General features: G+C 39.6%; 16 protein-coding genes. 14 read left to right on the forward strand and 2 right to left on the reverse strand.

Translation table 11 applies throughout. The annotated features are described in order from the left end of the window. Nucleotides 1-8 precede the first annotated feature (8 nt). From topA to LKE05_RS02090, 14 genes are all read left to right on the forward strand, one after another. Nucleotides 9-2,099 carry a type I DNA topoisomerase gene (topA, locus tag LKE05_RS02025; protein WP_308455770.1) on the forward strand — a complete coding sequence of 697 codons (2,091 nt, stop codon included), beginning with the start codon at nt 9-11 and terminating at the stop codon, nt 2,097-2,099. After that, nucleotides 2,096-3,412, forward strand: a complete 1,317-nt coding sequence (trmFO, locus tag LKE05_RS02030) for a methylenetetrahydrofolate--tRNA-(uracil(54)-C(5))-methyltransferase (FADH(2)-oxidizing) TrmFO (RefSeq protein ID WP_308455771.1) — start codon at nt 2,096-2,098, stop codon at nt 3,410-3,412. The genes topA and trmFO overlap by 4 nt, the downstream gene beginning before the upstream one ends. After that, on the forward strand, nt 3,405-3,809 hold the full coding sequence (locus tag LKE05_RS02035; protein ID WP_308455772.1) for a thioredoxin domain-containing protein: 405 nt from the start codon (nt 3,405-3,407) through the stop codon (nt 3,807-3,809). Before trmFO ends, LKE05_RS02035 begins: the two co-directional genes overlap by 8 nt. Before the next feature lie 91 nt (nt 3,810-3,900). Continuing rightward, nucleotides 3,901-4,764 carry a GPR endopeptidase gene (gene gpr, locus LKE05_RS02040; protein WP_308455773.1) on the forward strand — a complete coding sequence of 288 codons (864 nt, stop codon included), beginning with the start codon at nt 3,901-3,903 and terminating at the stop codon, nt 4,762-4,764. Nucleotides 4,765-4,879: 115 nt separating this feature from the next. Then, complete coding sequence (gene yfmF / locus LKE05_RS02045; protein ID WP_147514089.1) at nt 4,880-6,136, forward strand: EF-P 5-aminopentanol modification-associated protein YfmF; 1,257 nt, start codon at nt 4,880-4,882, stop codon at nt 6,134-6,136. Further along, on the forward strand, nt 6,136-7,425 hold the full coding sequence (yfmH, locus tag LKE05_RS02050) for an EF-P 5-aminopentanol modification-associated protein YfmH (RefSeq protein ID WP_147514090.1): 1,290 nt from the start codon (nt 6,136-6,138) through the stop codon (nt 7,423-7,425). The genes yfmF and yfmH overlap by 1 nt, the downstream gene beginning before the upstream one ends. Nucleotides 7,426-7,529: 104 nt before the next feature. Continuing rightward, the gene (gene spoVAD, locus LKE05_RS02055; RefSeq protein WP_308455774.1) at nt 7,530-8,537 is read left to right on the forward strand and encodes a stage V sporulation protein AD; all 1,008 of its coding nucleotides are present in this window, start codon (nt 7,530-7,532) and stop codon (nt 8,535-8,537) included. Between the two features lie 11 nt (nt 8,538-8,548). Then, nucleotides 8,549-8,905, forward strand: coding sequence for a stage V sporulation protein AE (gene spoVAE / locus LKE05_RS02060; protein WP_117968211.1), 357 nt, complete (start codon nt 8,549-8,551; stop codon nt 8,903-8,905). Between the two features lie 63 nt (nt 8,906-8,968). Next, a complete protein-coding gene (gene aroE / locus LKE05_RS02065) occupies nt 8,969-9,826 on the forward strand; it encodes a shikimate dehydrogenase (protein WP_308455775.1) in 858 nt (285 codons plus the stop codon). Then, the gene (locus LKE05_RS02070) at nt 9,823-10,347 is read left to right on the forward strand and encodes a shikimate kinase (protein ID WP_308455776.1); all 525 of its coding nucleotides are present in this window, start codon (nt 9,823-9,825) and stop codon (nt 10,345-10,347) included. Before aroE ends, LKE05_RS02070 begins: the two co-directional genes overlap by 4 nt. Further along, the gene (locus LKE05_RS02075; protein ID WP_022230426.1) at nt 10,344-10,742 is read left to right on the forward strand and encodes an RrF2 family transcriptional regulator; all 399 of its coding nucleotides are present in this window, start codon (nt 10,344-10,346) and stop codon (nt 10,740-10,742) included. Before LKE05_RS02070 ends, LKE05_RS02075 begins: the two co-directional genes overlap by 4 nt. A 110-nt stretch (nt 10,743-10,852) precedes the next feature. Next, nucleotides 10,853-11,545 carry an N-acetylmuramoyl-L-alanine amidase family protein gene (locus tag LKE05_RS02080; protein WP_118446155.1) on the forward strand — a complete coding sequence of 231 codons (693 nt, stop codon included), beginning with the start codon at nt 10,853-10,855 and terminating at the stop codon, nt 11,543-11,545. 118 nt (nt 11,546-11,663) lie between these two features. Further along, nucleotides 11,664-12,743, forward strand: a complete 1,080-nt coding sequence (gene serC / locus LKE05_RS02085) for a 3-phosphoserine/phosphohydroxythreonine transaminase (protein WP_117968223.1) — start codon at nt 11,664-11,666, stop codon at nt 12,741-12,743. Between the two features lie 57 nt (nt 12,744-12,800). Then, complete coding sequence (locus tag LKE05_RS02090; protein ID WP_022230429.1) at nt 12,801-13,955, forward strand: phosphoglycerate dehydrogenase; 1,155 nt, start codon at nt 12,801-12,803, stop codon at nt 13,953-13,955. Nucleotides 13,956-14,086: 131 nt separating this feature from the next. Here the strand turns inward: LKE05_RS02090 and pflA are convergent, their stop codons facing one another. Next, complete coding sequence (gene pflA, locus LKE05_RS02095; protein ID WP_308455777.1) at nt 14,087-14,824, reverse strand: pyruvate formate-lyase-activating protein; 738 nt, start codon at nt 14,822-14,824, stop codon at nt 14,087-14,089. A gap of 6 nt (nt 14,825-14,830) precedes the next feature. Beyond that, complete coding sequence (gene pflB, locus LKE05_RS02100) at nt 14,831-17,083, reverse strand: formate C-acetyltransferase (protein ID WP_308455778.1); 2,253 nt, start codon at nt 17,081-17,083, stop codon at nt 14,831-14,833. Nucleotides 17,084-17,206 lie beyond the last annotated feature (123 nt).

Below are 17,206 nucleotides of genomic sequence, written 5' to 3' on the forward strand. Positions count from 1 at the left end.
GAAATTATATGGCAACGAAAAAGCTGTTAATAGTGGAGTCACCGGCAAAAGCGGGGACAATAAAAAAATATCTTGGCAAGGACTATACAGTTATGGCGTCTATGGGGCATATAATCGACCTTCCGAAAAGTCAAATGGGTATAGACTTTGAAAATGATTACACACCGAAATATATAACAATACGCGGTAAAGGACAGCTGCTTACACAACTGAAAAAAGAGGCTAAAAAAGCCGATGTAGTTTATCTCGCAACTGACCCGGACCGCGAGGGTGAGGCAATAAGCTGGCATTTGGCGGAGGCACTTAAAATAGACCCCGAGTCAAATTGCCGTGTAACGTTTAACGAAATTACAAAAACAGCCGTTAAGGCGGCCATAAAACAGCCGAGAAAGATTGATATGGACCTTGTTGACGCACAACAGGCAAGACGTGTGCTTGACAGAATTGTGGGTTATACAATCAGTCCTATTCTTTGGGAAAAGGTTAAAAGAGGACTTAGTGCCGGTCGTGTACAGTCTGTTGCGACAAAGCTTATATGTGACAGGGAAGAAGAAATCGAAAACTTTACTCCTCAGGAATATTGGTCAATCGAAACGGTTTTGCATGATCCGAAAAGTAAAAAGGATTTTAATGCAAAATATTACGGTGAAAAGGGCAAAGAAGTAAAGCTAAACAATGCCGAAGAAACAAAGAAAGTTTCGGACGCAATAGCAAATGCCGATTTTGTTATAGAAAAGGTTAAAAGAGGTCAGCAAAAGCGTAATCCTCAACCGCCGTTTACGACAAGTACTCTGCAGCAGGACGCGTCAAGAAAGTATAATTTCCAAGCGGCAAAAACAATGCAGATTGCACAAACTCTTTACGAAGGTATTAACCTCGGTGGAAAGATAGGAACGATAGGTCTTATAACGTATATGAGAACAGATTCGCTAAGAATTGCCGACGACGCACAAAAAGAGGCGGTTGCATATTTGACCGAAAATTACGGAAGCGAATATGTAAAGGCAAAGCAATACAAGACAAAAAAGAATGCACAGGACGCCCATGAGGCTATCAGACCGACTTCAATAAACATAAAGCCGATTGATATTAAGGATAAACTTACAAACGACCAATACAGACTTTATAAGCTTATTTGGGAACGATTTGCCGCAAGTCAGATGACAAGTGCGGTATATGACACAATGCAGGTAACTATTGACGCAAACGGTCATACATTTAAGGCAAGCGGTTCAAACATAAAGTTTAAGGGTTATATGACGGTGTACGTTGAGTCAACGGACAACAAGGAAAAGAAAGAAAAAATGCTTCCTAACCTTGAAGAAAATCAAACCGTTACACTTAAAAGTTCGGAGGAAAAGCAACACTTTACTCAACCTCCCGCAAGATATTCGGACGCTACGCTTATCAAGGAGCTTGAAGAAAACGGCATAGGCAGACCGTCAACGTACGCACCGACCATTTCAACAATCGTGTCAAGAGGATATGTCGTAAGAAGTAAGAAACAGCTTGTTCCGACAGAGCTTGGATTTGTTACGTCGGAAATTATGAAAAATAACTTTTCGGATATTGTGGACGTTGAATTTACGGCTGATATGGAAAAAGAGCTTGACAGCGTTGAAGAAGGCGAATTGAATTGGAAAAAGCTGATTAACGATTTTTATCCGTCATTTAAGGATACACTTGAAAAGGCACAGAAGAACATCGAAAAAATTCAGATTAAAGACGAAGAATCGGATGTCGTATGTGAAAAGTGCGGAAGAAAAATGGTGTACAAGCTGAGTAAATTCGGTAAATTCTTGGCTTGTCCGGGTTATCCCGAATGTAAAAATACAAAGGCTATCCGTGAAGAAACAGGTGCGAAATGCCCTAAGTGCGGCGGTGAAATACTTGTTAAAAAGTCAAGGAGAGGTAAGGTTTACTACGGTTGTGAACATTCGCCGAAGTGTGACTTTATGGTATGGGATATGCCTGTTAAGGACGAGGCTTGTCCGCAGTGCGGCGGCTTGCTCCTTAAAAAGCAAGGCAGAAACGGTAAGATTTTCTGCTATAACGAAGATTGTAAATATGAGAGAAAGTTAAAGGACGAAAAGAAGTGAAAGTAAAAGTTATAGGAGCCGGACTTGCCGGTTGTGAGGCGGTATGGCAGCTTGTAAAGCAGGGAATTGACGTTGACCTTTACGAAATGAAACCGGTAAAGTATTCACCGGCACATTCAAATGAAAATTTTGCGGAACTTGTGTGTTCAAACTCTTTGAAGGCTGACAGAATTGAAAATGCGTGTGGTCTTTTAAAAGAAGAAATGCGTATGTTTGATTCGGTTATGATGGAGGCGGCTGATATAAGCCGTGTACCCGCGGGCGGTGCTTTGGCGGTTGACAGAGATGTTTTTGCAAAGCATATAACGGAAAAAATTAAAAATCATCCGCGTGTAACCGTATTTAATGAAGAAGTTACGGAAATCAATCCCGATGAATATACAATAATCGCAACAGGTCCGCTTACTTCGGACGGACTTGCTGATGAAATAAAGAAAATTACAGGTTCGGACGAATTGTACTTTTATGACGCAGCCGCACCGATTGTGACGGAAGAAAGTATTGACAAAGACAAAGTTTTCAAAGCGGCAAGATACGATAAAGGTACTGCCGATTATATCAACTGTCCGATGACAAAAGAGGAATATACCGCTTTTTATAACGAGCTTATCACGGCTGAAACAGCACCGCTTAAAGAATTTGAAAATCAAAAGGTTTTCGAGGGCTGTATGCCTGTCGAGGTTATGGCAAAAAGAGGTGAACAGACGCTTGTGTTCGGACCGTTAAAACCTGTCGGTCTTGTCAATCCAAAGACTGGCAAGGACGACGCATATGCGGTTGTTCAGCTAAGACAGGATAATAAAGAGGGTACGCTCTATAACCTTGTCGGTTTTCAGACGAATTTGAAATGGGGAGAGCAAAAACGCGTGTTCTCAATGATTCCGGGACTTGAAAATGCCGAATTTGTGCGTTACGGAGTTATGCACAGAAACACTTATATAAATTCTCCGACGCTTTTAAATAAGTATTATCAAATGGAGAAGTACCCGAAAGTATTTTTTGCGGGACAGATAACGGGTGTCGAAGGTTATGTTGAGTCGGCGTCAAGCGGAATACTTGCCGGATATAATATGGCGGCTATGCTTAACGGAAAAGATATGTTTGAACCGGATTCAAAAACTTGTATCGGTGCATTACCGCTTTATATTTCAAATTCTGCAAATACAAAGTTCCAGCCTATGAATGCGAATTTCGGCATTATAGACGGACTTAACGAAAGAATAAGAAATAAAGCCGAACGCTATAATAAAATAGCAAATCGTGCTTTAGATATAATGAAAGATAAATTGAAAGGTGAGAATGATGATGAGTAAAAAGAAAATTATAGCATTGGCAATGTCAGCCGTTATGGCAGTCGGAATGATTGCAGGCTGCGGAAGTACAAATAATTCAGGCACAGACACGGCACAAACAGAAAGCACAGAAAAGGTAACTCCTACATTTATGTACTTTGTGGCAAATGCGGACGATAACTTTGACGCAACAAACACAATGTACACTGAACTTGAAAACGAATATAAGGACAAAATCAACTTTCAACTTGTAAATGTTGACGAAAATCCTGAGGCACTTGAAAACTTCTCATTGGTAAAAGACCAAACTCCGGCACTTATTATGCTTGATACATCAAATAATATCTCGGCTATTGAATTTAAGTGCAGTGACAAGGATAAACTAAAAACAGACATAGACAATGCACTTGGAAAATAATCGAAAAGATGAGCGATACAACCGTATCGCTCTTTTTTGTATAATACTCTCTGTTTTTTCAAAAGATAGATGAAAAAAGGAGATTGTATAAATGCAGAATATAAGAACAGACCTGGCGGTGGAGGCACACGAACTCAGCAGACGTGAGGCGAAAAATGTAACGGAAATAGACGGTGTTATATCCGATGTGCGTACAGAGGACGGAATAACCGTTACGAATATAGAAATAACAAACGAAAACGGAAGTAAGGCACTCGGCAAGGCGATAGGCAATTATATAACGATTGAGTCGCCGAATTTGAAATACAGTATTGATATATACGAAAGGGTATGCACTCTTATTTCGGAGGAAATTCGTAAAATGGCCAATATAAAAAGTGACAGCCTTACACTTGTCGTAGGACTCGGAAACCGTGACATAACGCCTGACGCACTCGGTACGGAAGTGGTGTCAAGGCTGTTGGTGACACATCATATAAAACAGAATATGAAAGATTTTTTTGATGATAATATAAGCGGTGTATGTGCGTTGATACCCGGAGTTCTCGGAACAACAGGCATTGAAACTGCGGAGATTATCAAGGCGGTAAGCGAAAAGGTGAAACCGAATCTTATTATCGCCGTTGACGCAATGGCGGCGGCGGATATAAGACGTGTTTCGACCACTGTACAAATATCGGATACAGGTATTCAACCGGGTGCCGGCGTGGGAAATAACAGAGAATGTCTTAATGAAGAAACGATTGGTGCAAAGGTGATTGCGATAGGTGTACCGACCGTTATAGACGCCGCAACAATATCAAAGGTTGAAATACCAAAAGAGCTTGCACCGCTTATGGTTACGACAAAGGATATTGACCTCGTAATCGAAAGAACGGCTAAAACCGTTGCAAACGGAATTAATCTTGCACTGCACCGAGATATGACATTAAGAGATATAGAAAGCTATGTTTAAGTTCGTTGACAGTTCTAAAAATCACATCATAGATGTAATTTTTGAGGATTTTCGATGATTGACATATGGTTTATTTTGGGGTAAAATATATTAAAAACAGTAAAGGAGAAACGGAATGGAAAGTATTAATATAAATTCAAATATAAATCTGTATTATATACCTATGACGAAGTTGAAAACAACTACGATTGACGTATATATTCACAGAGATTTAAACGAAGAAGAATCGTCGCTTAACGCACTTTTGCCTTATGTGCTTAAAAGAGGCTGCAGACTTTGCAGTGACAGTGAGGCAATTTCAAAGTATCTTGAGAATCTGTACGGTGCCGGAGTCGGCGTCGGAGTTTTAAAACGCGGTGACGACCATATTTTGCACGTTGCATTTGAAACGATTTCCGATAAATATGCACCGAACGGTGAAAAACTTTGTGACAGCGTTATTGACCTTATGCTTTCAATAATGTTTGAATCAACTTCATTCAGCGATGAAATTGTCGAACAGGAAAAGAAAAACGCAAAAGACAGAATAATGGCAATGATGAACGATAAGCGTCAGTATGCTGTAGAACGCTGTATCGAAACAATGTTTGAGGGTGAAAATTATGCAATTTCAAAACTAGGTACACAAGAGGGTATTGATAAAATAACTGCCGACAATTTGAAAAAGCATTATGAGAATATTATTACATCATCTGTTATTGATATTTATATATGCGGTGATGCGGACGCAAATGCACTTGCCGAAAAGATAAAGAAATACACAGGCAAAATTGCGTTTAAGAATGCGGATATTCCTAAGACGGAAATATATGTTCCGAAGAACGAAGTTAAAAACGTTACTGATAAAATGGACGTTGTACAAGGCAAACTTTGTATGGGATTTTCAACAGGCATAAAGCCTACAGACAGCGATTATCCCGCATTGATGGTTGCAAACAGTATATTCGGCGGCGGCGCTCACTCGAAGTTGTTTAACAATGTGCGTGAAAAGCTTAGCTTGTGCTATTATGCTTCGGGCAGTCTTGATAAAAACAAAGGCGCTTTGTTTGTAAACGCAGGTATTGAATTTAAGAATTTCCAAAAGGCATATGATGAAATACTTGTTCAGCTTGAGAATGTTAAAAACGGAGAAATATCACAGCTTGAATATGAGTCAAGCATTAATGCGATTATAAATTCGCTTGAATCATACAAGGACGACCAAGATATGTTGCAGTCATTCTATTTGGGGCAGAAAATAGTCGGAACTGATTATGATATAGACACGCTTAAAGAAAAGATAAGCAAGATAACGATGGAGGACGCCGCAAGAGTGTTTAAAAACGTTAAACTTGAAACAGTGTATTTCTTAACGGGAAAGGAGGATGCGTAATGGAATTGCAGTACAGAAAAAATGACAAAACAGGTGAGGAACTGTATTACACAACACATTCTTCAGGACTCGGAATATATATAATTCCTAAAAAAGATTACAGCAAAACGTATGCAATATTCGGTACAAGATACGGCTCTGTCGATTCAAAGTTTGTCGTACCGGGTGAGAGTGAGCTAACGGAAGTGCCTGACGGTATAGCACATTATCTTGAACATAAAATGTTCGACCAGCCGGACGGCAGTAATGTATTTGATAAATTTTCAAAGTACGGCGGCAATGCAAATGCGTTTACATCATTTAATATAACGGCGTATCTGTTCTCGGCAACGTCTAATATCGAAGAAAATATCGAAACGCTTATGGACTATGTTCAAAGTCCGTATTTTACGGAGGAAAGCGTACAAAAGGAACAGGGTATTATCGGACAGGAAATAAGAATGTATGACGACAGCGGAAGCTGGAAGTTGTTCTTTAATTTCTTGAACTGCCTGTACAAGGAACACCCTGTCAAAAAAGAAATTGCAGGTACGGTTGAAAGTATAAGCCATATAACGCCTGAATATTTGTATAAGTGCTACGATACATTTTATAACTTGTCAAATATGTCGATAGTTGTTGTCGGAAATGTTGACCCGGTTAAGATTTCTAAAGTTATTGAAAACGGTGTAAAGAAGAATGAGCCGTTTGAAGAAAAGATTAAAAAGGTATATCCGACAGAGCCTGATGAAGTGGCAAAACAGTACGCAGAACAAAGTTTGAGCGTTGCAATGCCGTTGTTTATGACAGGTTTTAAAGATACAAATAACGGTTTCGGCGGTGATGAGCTTTTAAAGAAAAGTATAGAAACGAATATTATTTTAAAAATGCTTTTCGGAAGAAGTTCAAAGTTTTATAAGAGCCTTTACGAAAAAGGACTTATAAACAACAGATTTTCGCTTGAATACACAATGCAGCCCGATTATGCGTATTCATCAATAGACGGTGAAAGCAGTGACCCTAAGGCAGTGTATGAGGCGGTTATAAACGAAGTTGAAGAAACAAGAAAGAACGGTCTTTCAAAAGAAGATTTTGAGAGAATTAAAAAGGTTGTTTGGGGCGAATATATCCGTTCACAGAATGATGTAGAAGATTATGCAGTGACATTTTTACAGATGTTGTTTATGGATATTGATTATTTCAATTTCTATGATGTGTATAAGACAATAACTTTTGAAGATGTTCAAAAACGTTTTGAAGAACATTTCGTCAAAGAACATTCGGCATTGTCGGTAATCAATCCTGTATAAAAAATATCGGTGACAAACAAAAATACACCTATGTTAAGAGGTGTATTTTTTTGTGCATAAAATTAAGTATTTTTACGAAAACTAACAAACAAGGAGATGATAATATGAATAACAGACTCGGACGGCAGACTGTTACGTTTGACAATCCGCCGATAATAATAGAAACCGCCTCGACAGTGGGTCAAAAAGAGGGAAAAGGACCGCTTAAAAGTACATTTGACGTAATACTTGACGACGATACTTTAGGTGAAAAGTCGTGGGAAAAATCGGAGAGTATGCTCCAAAAAAAGACCGCACTTTTAGCACTTGAAAAAGCAAAATTACAACAAAGCGATATAGATTACATTCTTGCCGGTGATTTGCTGAATCAGTGCGTGGGTGCACATTACAGCGTCAGAGATTTTGATATACCGTTTTTGGGATTGTACGGTGCGTGTTCAACTATGACTGAGAGTATGTCAATAGGAAGTATGATTGTCAGTGCCGGCTTTGCGGATTATGCAATGTGCCTTACTTCAAGCCATTTTTGTTCGTCGGAAATTCAGTTCAGAAATCCGCTTGAATACGGCGGTCAGCGTACACCGTCGGCACAATGGACCGTTACGGGTGCAGGGTGTGCGATATTGTCATCAAAGGGAACAGGTCCGAAAATAACGCACGTCACAACGGGAAAAGTAATAGACAAAGGCGTAACGGATATAAGCAATATGGGTGCGGCTATGGCACCGGCGGCGATTGATACGCTTATCGCACATTTTAACGACACACACAGAACTCCCGATTATTACGATATGATACTTACGGGTGATTTGGGTGTTGTCGGCTCGGATATTCTTGTGGAGCTAATGCTGAAAGAAGGCTTTGACATACGAACAAAGCATAAGGACTGCGGTAAAATGATTTTCGATATTGAGGGACAGGACGTTCACGCAGGTGGCAGCGGTTGCGGTTGCTGCAGCAGTGTTTTTTGCGGATATGTGTACAGAGAACTTAAAAGACATAATCTGAGTAAGGTGCTTGTTATGGCGACCGGTGCGTTGATGAATCCTATGATTATAGAACAGGGCGAGAGTATTCCGGCAATCGCTCACGCAGTTGCGATAGAAATTTAGGAGGGAGAATAATGGACTATTTAAAGGCATTTATAGTAGGCGGTCTTATATGTGCGGTTGGTCAGATTTTGATAGATAAAACCAAATTGACTCCGGCAAGAATTTTGGTTACGTTTGTTGTGGTCGGTGTATTTTTACAGCTTATAAAAATATATCAGCCGTTGGTTGATTTTGCAGGAGCCGGTGCAACTGTTCCGCTGACCGGTTTTGGATATAATCTTTGCAAAGGCGTGGAAAAAGCCGTTTCGGAAAAAGGCTTTTTGGGAATATTCACAGGCGGTTTAACTGCAGCGTCGGGCGGTATTGCGGCGGCACTTGTGTTCGGTTTCTTGGTGTCGATTATTTTTAGGTCTAAATCGAAAAAATAGTCTATTCAAATTCATATAATTATGGTATAATACCATATATACTTTATGAATGGAGATAAAATAATGTTTGAAATAAACGGACACACAAAACAGCTTGGAATAATCGGATATCCTGTTGAGCATACGTTTTCACCTAATATGCACAACTTCATATCCGAAACCGTACATAACAACTATGTTTACGGAGCATGGTGCGTAAAACCCGAAGATTTGAAGGACGCAATAGGCGGTATGAGAGCACTCGGAATAAGCGGAATTAACGTCACAGCACCGCATAAAGTTGAAGTTATGAAGTACATAGACGTTGTAACGGACGGTGCAAAAAAGCTTGGCTCCGTAAATACGGTAGTAAACAGGGACGGTAAATTATACGGCTATAATACAGACGCAGACGGCTTTTGTATGGCACTTACAAAAGCGGGTATTGAAATCGAAAACAGCAGAATACTTATAATAGGTGCAGGCGGTGTGGTGCGTCCTACGCTTATAAGATTAATTGACAATAAGCCGAAAAGCATAACTGTTGTGAACAGAACTAAGAGCAAGGCTAAGACGCTTGCAGAGGATATTTTGAAGAGTACGGGATTTGAGGTTAATACTGAAATAGATAAGCTTGAATTTGATATAGTCATAAATACAACATCGGCAGGTATGGAACCGCAGGAAAACGTAATGCCGATTGAAAATATTGAAGAAATCAACGATTTATCGTTTATAAACGAAAATACGGCGGCGGTCGATATGATATACAATCCCGACAAAACATTGTTTTTGCAAGAGGCGGAAAAACGCGGTGCAAAAATTCTAAACGGACTTGGTATGCTAATATATCAAGGAATTATTGCATATGAATTATTTACAGATACAAAACTTCCTGACGATATAGGTGAGAGAATCAAAAAGGAGGTTTTCGGAAGATGAATATAGTGCTTACAGGTTTTATGGCTACGGGTAAAACCGAAATAAGCAAGGCTATTTCTGAAATTTCAAAGTATAATCTTGTTGATACGGACGATATGATTGTGGAACAAGAGGGAATTACAATTAATGAAATTTTCGATAAGTGCGGAGAAGAATATTTCAGAAAAACTGAATGTGAAGTTATAAAAAAAGCGGCTGAAATGAAAAATGTTGTTATCGCAACAGGCGGCGGCGTTGTACTAAATGAACAGAATATAGAAAATCTCAGAAAAACAGGTGTTATTTTTAATCTGTCGCCCGATTTTTCGGTTATACGGGAACGTCTTGAAGAAGCAAGAAAAACAAGACCGCTTTTAAAGCAGGACAGCATTGAAAACATCAAAAAAAGATTTGACGACAGAAAACCGTTTTATGATAACTGCGATTACAAAATCAAGGTTATACACGGCCGTACTCCGCGTTCGTATGCTATGGAAATATTAGAAATTATGGAGAGCAGACAGGGGGCAGAAAAGCAATGAAAATAACGAGAGAGGCAGATTATGCACTTAGAATTATTGCTATGTTGGCTGATGAAAACAGACAGATAGAGGCAAAAGCGATTGCCGAAAAAAACGATATTCCGTATAGGTTTACTTTAAAAATTTTACGAAAAATCGTTCAAGCCGGAATAATTAAATCGTACAGAGGTGTAAACGGCGGATATGTTTTGAATAAAAAGCCGTCGGAGATAACTCTTAAAGACGTGATTGAAACGATAGACGGCAAAATTGCGATAAATAAATGTATGGAAAATCCCGAGTCGTGCAAAAATAACGGCATATGTAAAGTTCAGCGTAAGCTGTACAAAGTACAAAAAGTTTTGGCAGATGAAATGTCTAAAATAACTTTTCAAGACGTTTTGGAAGGAAAATAATATGTGAGCAGATAAAGCATAGAAATGTTTTGTCTGCTCTGTTTTTGTGTATAACAATGCCGTTTATCACATATTAATGTATTATTCTTACTTGAAAGGTGAGGGGTAGTATGATATTTACAAGAAAACATATTGTGATAGCGGTATTATTTGCGGTTGTGGGTATTGCGATTGGTATAGGTATAAAACATTATGAAACGTTACAGACCTTTTCAAGTTCCGATATAAAGGTTGTGCTTGACGCCGGACATGGCGAGCCTGACGGTGGGGCGGTGGGTGTGAGCGGAGTGGTGGAAAAGGACATTAATCTTGCGATTGTTCAGAAATTGCAGGAAGTGCTTGAAAGCAAAGGCTTTGAAGTGATTTTAACACGCAGCGGCGACAGCGGTTTACAGGACGAAAATGCCGAGACTATTCGCAAAATGAAAGTATCGGATATGAACAAACGGTTAGATATTATGAAAAACAGTCACGCAGATATTTTTGTGAGCATACATATGAATTCGTTCGGTGACCAAAAAGTGAGCGGTCTGCACATATTTTACGACAAAAATCACCCCGAAATCGAGAGGCTTGCAAAAAGTATTCAAAATAAAATGAGCGAGGTGACGGGGGCGGAAATGCACGCGGTAAAGACCGCAGATGAACGATTATTTTTAATGAAAAATCCGCCTATGCCCGCAATACTTGTAGAATGTGGTTTTTTGTCAAATCCGGACGAGGAGAAAAAACTTGCAAGTGACGAATATCAGTCAAAAATTGCGTGGGCAATCGCAAGTGCAATAGAAAATTATACAAAGTGATGTAAAAATAAAGAGAAATTATGTTAAATTTTTATCGGAGTTTGGTCAATATGTATTGACGGAAAGGGAATTTTGATATATAATAATATGTATATTATATATATTGGAGGCTAAAAAAATGAGTAGAGTTTATAACTTTTCAGCCGGACCATCAATGCTGCCTGAGGAAGTATTGAAGAAGGCGCAAACTGAAATGCTGGAGTACGGTACAAGCGGTATGTCCGTTATGGAAATGAGCCACCGATCTAAGGACTATCAAGATATTATCGACAGTGCTGAAGCTCTTGTAAGAGAACTTATGCACGTTCCTGATAATTACAAAGTATTGTTCTTGCAAGGCGGCGGTTCAACACAATTTGCTATGATTCCGCTAAATCTTGCGTCCAAGAATAAGAAAGCTGATTATGTTATAACAGGTCAGTGGGCGAAGAAAGCAGCTGCCGAGGCTGAAAGATACATTACAGTCAACAGAGTTGCATCTTCTGCCGATAAAACTTTTTCATACATACCAAAGCTTGATAAATCAACATTTTCAAGCGATGCAGATTACTTCTATATCTGCTACAACAACACAATTTACGGAACAAGATATACAGAACTTCCACAGTGCGACGTTCCTCTTATCGCAGATATTTCATCATGCGTAATGTCAGAGGAAATCGACGTTTCAAAGTTCGGTTTACTGTTTGCCGGAGCACAGAAAAATCTTGGCCCTGCAGGTGTAACACTTGTAATCGTTCGTGAGGACCTTATAGGCGACGCAATGGATATTACTCCTACAATGCTTGACTATAAGACACATGCCGACAACGGCTCAATGTACAATACTCCTCCGACATACGGAATATATGTACTAAAGCTTGTTCTTGAATGGATAAAGGAACAAGGCGGAGTTAAGGCACTTCAGGAAATCAACGAAAAGAAAGCTAAAATTCTTTATGATTATCTTGATTCATCAAAGATGTTCAAGGGTACAGTAGTTCCGGAGGATCGTTCACTTATGAACGCACCGTTTGTAACAGGTAATGAAGAACTTGATGCTAAGTTCGTTGCAGAGGCAAAAGCTGCCGGTTTTGTAAACCTAAAGGGCCACAGAACAGTCGGCGGTATGAGAGCAAGCATTTACAATGCTATGCCTGTAGAGGGAGTAGAGAAATTAGTCGAATTTATGAAGAAATTCGAGTCAGAGAATATGTAATTATATTACACCCGAAGCTATTCGGGTGTTTTATATAAATGAAAAGGAGATTAGACAATGTTCAATATATTGACACTTAATAAGATAGCTAAATGTGGTCTTGACCAGCTTAACGATAATTATAAAATAACTGATGATGCCAATGTTGACGCAGACGGTATCATTCTTAGAAGTTTTAAAATGCACGATATGGAATTGCCTGAATCACTAAAGGCAGTTGCAAGAGCAGGTGCGGGAACAAACAATATTCCGATTGACAAGTGCAGTGAAAAGGGTATCGTAGTATTCAATACTCCGGGTGCAAACGCAAATGCTGTTAAGGAATTGGTTATTGCAGGTATGTTGTTGGCATCAAGAGATGTTATCGGCGGTGTCGCTTGGGCAAATACACTTACCGGCGATGACGTTGACAAGCAGGTTGAAAAGGGTAAGTCAAACTTCGCAGGCTGCGAAATTAAGGGCAAGACTCTTGGTATAATCGGTTTGGGTGCTATCGGTATTCTTGTTGCAAATGCGGCTTATGCTTTGGGTATGGAAGTTATCGGATATGACCCTTATTTGTCGGTTGACTCTGCTTTAAAACTTTCAAGACACGTTAAAAAGGCTAACAGCCCTGAAGAAGTTTATGCGGCGGCAGATTACATAACAATTCACGTTCCGCTAATGGATTCAACAAGAAATACAATTAACGCCGAAACAATCGCACAAATGAAAGACGGTGTTATAATTCTTAACTTTGCAAGAGGCGGTCTTGTAAATAATGCGGATATTAAAAAGGCTTTGGCTGACGGTAAGGTTGCTAAGTACGTTGTTGACTTTGCTGACAGTGAAACAGTCAACCAACCGGGTATTATAAACATTCCTCACCTTGGTGCGTCCACTGCCGAATCGGAAGATAACTGTGCAGTTATGGCTGCTCAGGAATTGGCTGATTACCTTGAAAACGGTAATATCCTAAATTCGGTAAACTTCCCGAATTGTTCACTTCCTGAAGACAATATCGGAAGAATTGCTATTGCGCATAAAAATATTCCGAATGTTATCGCTAAGTTTACAGAGGCACTTTCAAGTGTGAATATCTCAGATATGATTAATAAGTCAAAGGGTGAGCTTGCATATACAATCATCAATACTGACCACGCAATCCCTGCAGAAGCTATTGAAAAGCTAAATCAAATTGACGCTGTTATAAGAGTCAGAGTTATTAAATAATTGAATTTATAGCTAAATATGAGCCGTACAGATTAAAGCTGTACGGCTTTTTGCATGCGTAAAAGTTTGGAGTGTTATAATTAACAACAATACCAACAAAAAAAGACGGAGCATATGCTCCGTCTTATATATTACTGTTTTCTGATACCTGCGTGAATTCGCTGTTTAGCATTTTCAATGCGTTCGGCAGATGGGGGAGATATACTTTCCAAAGTGTAAGGAATACCTAAGTTCTCCCACTTGAATTTACCAAGTGTATGATAAGGTAAAATCTCTACACGGTCTACATTTGAAAGTGTATCAATAAAATCACCCAAAGCGTCTAAATCTTCATCAAAATCGCTGTGTTCGGGAACAAGAACGTGTCTTATCCAAACAGGCTTATTGATTTCAGAAAGATACTTTGCCATTTCGATAATATTTGAATTATCAAAACCTGTTAGGTCTTTATGGCGGGTAGGGTTGATTTCTTTCAAATCAAGAAGCAGTAAATCGGTATATTTCATAAGTTCTTCAAACTTGCTGAAGAAAGGTTCTTCCTTTGTGAAAGGATTACCGGCAGTATCAATACAAGTATTAATACCAAGCTCTTTAGCTTTTTTGAACAATTCAATTACAAAATCAATTTGTAATAACGGTTCGCCGCCGCTTATGGTAATACCGCCGTCTTTACCCCAATAAGGTTTAAAACGCAATGCACGTTTTAAAATCTCATCGGCAGTTACTTCATCTCCGCCGTCCATTTTCCAGGTATCCGGATTATGACAGTAGCGGCACCGCATATGACAACCTTGCATAAAGACTATAAATCTTACGCCGGGTCCGTCAGCGGCACCAAAACTTTCAGTTGAATGAATGTGTCCTATCATATCAAATTACATTGATGCGTGACAAGTTCTTGAGATAACGTCAAGCTGTTGCTCACGAGTAAGGTCAATAAACTTAACTGCGTAACCTGATACACGGATTGTAAAGTTAGCGTATTCTTCTTTTTCAGGATGTTCCATAGCGTCGATAAGCTTTTCTTTACCGAATACGTTAACGTTTAGGTGGTGAGCACCTTGATCAAAGTAACCGTTAAGAACGTTTACAAGGTTTGTAACCTGTTCTGATTCTTCGTGACCAAGAGCGTCAGGGTTAATTGTTTGTGTATTTGAAATACCGTCAAGAGCATACTCATATGGCAATTTAGCAACTGAGTTAAGTGATGCAACCAAACCGTTTTGTTCTGCACCGTATGATGGGTTAGCACCCGGTGAAAGTGGTTCACCTGCTTTACGTCCGTCAGGAAGTGATGCAGTAGCCTTACCGTAAACAACGTTTGATGTGATTGTAAGGATTGATGTTGTAGGCTCTGAGTTACGATATGTGTGGCACTTCTTAATCTTAGCCATAAATGTCTTTAGTAGCCATACTGCGATTTCGTCAGCACGGTCATCATCGTTACCATAACGAGGGAAGTCGCCTTCTGTTTCAAAGTCAACTACAATGCCGTTTTCGTCACGAACTGTCTTAACCTTAGCGTACTTAATAGCTGAAAGTGAGTCAACAACGTGTGAGAAACCTGCGATACCTGTTGCGAATGTACGACGTACATCTGTATCGATAAGAGCCATTTCAGCTGCTTCATAGTAATACTTGTCGTGCATGTAGTGAATTACGTTTAGTGTACGTACATAAACTCTTGCAAGCCAATCCATCATCTTGTCATACTTGTCAAGAACTTCATCATAATCAAGATATTCAGAAGTGATTGGTCTGTATTCAGGGCCGACTTGTACCTTTGTTCTTGCGTCCATACCACCGTTGATAGCGTATAGAAGACACTTAGCAAGGTTAGCTCTTGCACCGAAGAATTGCATTTCTTTACCTGTCTGTGTTGCAGATACGCAGCAGCAGATAGCGTAGTCGTCACCCCAAGTAACACGCATAACGTCATCGTTTTCGTATTGAATTGAGCTTGTACGAACTGAAATAGCTGCAGCATAACGCTTGAATGCTTCAGGAAGCTTTGATGAGTAAAGAACTGTTAGGTTTGGTTCAGGTGAAGGACCCATGTTTTCCAATGTGTGAAGGAAACGAAAGTCATTCTTTGTAACCATTGATCTGCCGTCAACACCTTTACCGCCAACATTAAGTGTAGCCCAAACCGGGTCACCTGAGAATAGTTCGTTGTATGATGGGATACGAGCGAACTTAACCATACGGAACTTCATAACCATATGGTCGATAAGTTCTTGAGCTTCTTCTTCTGTTAGAGTACCGTTGTCAAGGTCACGTTGGATATAAATATCAAGGAATGTTGATACTCTACCAACACTCATTGCAGCACCGTTCTGTGTCTTGATAGCTGCAAGATAACCGAAGTATAGCCATTGGCAAGCTTCTCTTGCGTCCTTAGCAGGCTTTGAAATATCGAATCCGTATGATTCAGCCATTGTCTTCATTTCTTTAAGAGCGTTGATTTGCATTGTGATTTCTTCACGTTGACGAATTTCATCTTCAAACATTGATTCACTTTGGCATTCAACGAAATCTTCTTGTTTCTTTGCGATAAGCATATCAATACCGTAAAGAGCAACTCTACGATAGTCGCCTACGATTCTGCCACGGCCGTATGTGTCAGGTAGACCTGTAATAATCTTGTTCTTACGAACTGCACGCATTTCAGGTGTGTATACATCAAAAACACCTTGGTTATGTGTCTTGTGATACTGAGTGAAAATCTTGTGAAGTTCAGGGTCCGGCTCATAACCGTATGTGCTGCAAGCTTCTTCTGCCATCTTAATACCGCCGAAAGGCATAAATGCACGCTTAAGAGGCTTGTCTGTCTGTAGACCTACTATCTTTTCAAGGTCTTTCATGCTTTCGTCAATATATCCTGGCTTATGAGCGTTGATACCGGTAACGATATGAGTATCCATATCAAGTACGCCGCCCTTAGCTCTTTCTTGCTTCTGAAGCTCTTGAAGTTTACCCCATAGCTTGTTTGTTGCGTCTGTTGGACCTGCAAGGAATGACTCGTCGCCGTCGTATGGTGTGTAGTTCTTCTGGATGAAATCACGAGTGTCGATATCATCGCACCATTTACCTTGTTCAAATCCTTTCCATTGTTCGAAATCTGTCATTTGTTTTGACCTCCCATAATATATTCAACTGTTTTGTAAACAGTTGTGAACTGATAGTGTTTTACAGTTAGCAAAAAGTTAGCTAAAAGTAAGTTTTTACTGCATGGTTAGCTGTTTCTAACC

The sequence above is a fragment of the Hominilimicola fabiformis genome (assembly GCF_020687385.1).
GTDB classification, from domain to species: Bacteria; Bacillota; Clostridia; order UBA1381; family UBA1381; genus Hominilimicola; species Hominilimicola fabiformis.

Excerpts from the sequence above, each read along its gene's own strand:
- LKE05_RS02075 (WP_022230426.1), top strand. The coding sequence starts at position 10,344 with ATGAAAATAACGAGAGAGGCAGATTATGCACTTAGAATTATTGCTATG.
- topA (WP_308455770.1), top strand. The coding sequence starts at position 9 with ATGGCAACGAAAAAGCTGTTAATAGTGGAGTCACCGGCAAAAGCGGGG.
- LKE05_RS02090 (WP_022230429.1), top strand. The coding sequence starts at position 12,801 with ATGTTCAATATATTGACACTTAATAAGATAGCTAAATGTGGTCTTGAC.
- yfmH (WP_147514090.1), top strand. The coding sequence starts at position 6,136 with ATGGAATTGCAGTACAGAAAAAATGACAAAACAGGTGAGGAACTGTAT.
- serC (WP_117968223.1), top strand. The coding sequence starts at position 11,664 with ATGAGTAGAGTTTATAACTTTTCAGCCGGACCATCAATGCTGCCTGAG.
- gpr (WP_308455773.1), top strand. The coding sequence starts at position 3,901 with ATGCAGAATATAAGAACAGACCTGGCGGTGGAGGCACACGAACTCAGC.
- pflA (WP_308455777.1), bottom strand. The coding sequence starts at position 14,824 with ATGATAGGACACATTCATTCAACTGAAAGTTTTGGTGCCGCTGACGGA.
- spoVAD (WP_308455774.1), top strand. The coding sequence starts at position 7,530 with ATGAATAACAGACTCGGACGGCAGACTGTTACGTTTGACAATCCGCCG.
- spoVAE (WP_117968211.1), top strand. The coding sequence starts at position 8,549 with ATGGACTATTTAAAGGCATTTATAGTAGGCGGTCTTATATGTGCGGTT.
- aroE (WP_308455775.1), top strand. The coding sequence starts at position 8,969 with ATGTTTGAAATAAACGGACACACAAAACAGCTTGGAATAATCGGATAT.
- yfmF (WP_147514089.1), top strand. The coding sequence starts at position 4,880 with ATGGAAAGTATTAATATAAATTCAAATATAAATCTGTATTATATACCT.
- LKE05_RS02080 (WP_118446155.1), top strand. The coding sequence starts at position 10,853 with ATGATATTTACAAGAAAACATATTGTGATAGCGGTATTATTTGCGGTT.
- pflB (WP_308455778.1), bottom strand. The coding sequence starts at position 17,083 with ATGACAGATTTCGAACAATGGAAAGGATTTGAACAAGGTAAATGGTGC.
- LKE05_RS02035 (WP_308455772.1), top strand. The coding sequence starts at position 3,405 with ATGAGTAAAAAGAAAATTATAGCATTGGCAATGTCAGCCGTTATGGCA.
- LKE05_RS02070 (WP_308455776.1), top strand. The coding sequence starts at position 9,823 with ATGAATATAGTGCTTACAGGTTTTATGGCTACGGGTAAAACCGAAATA.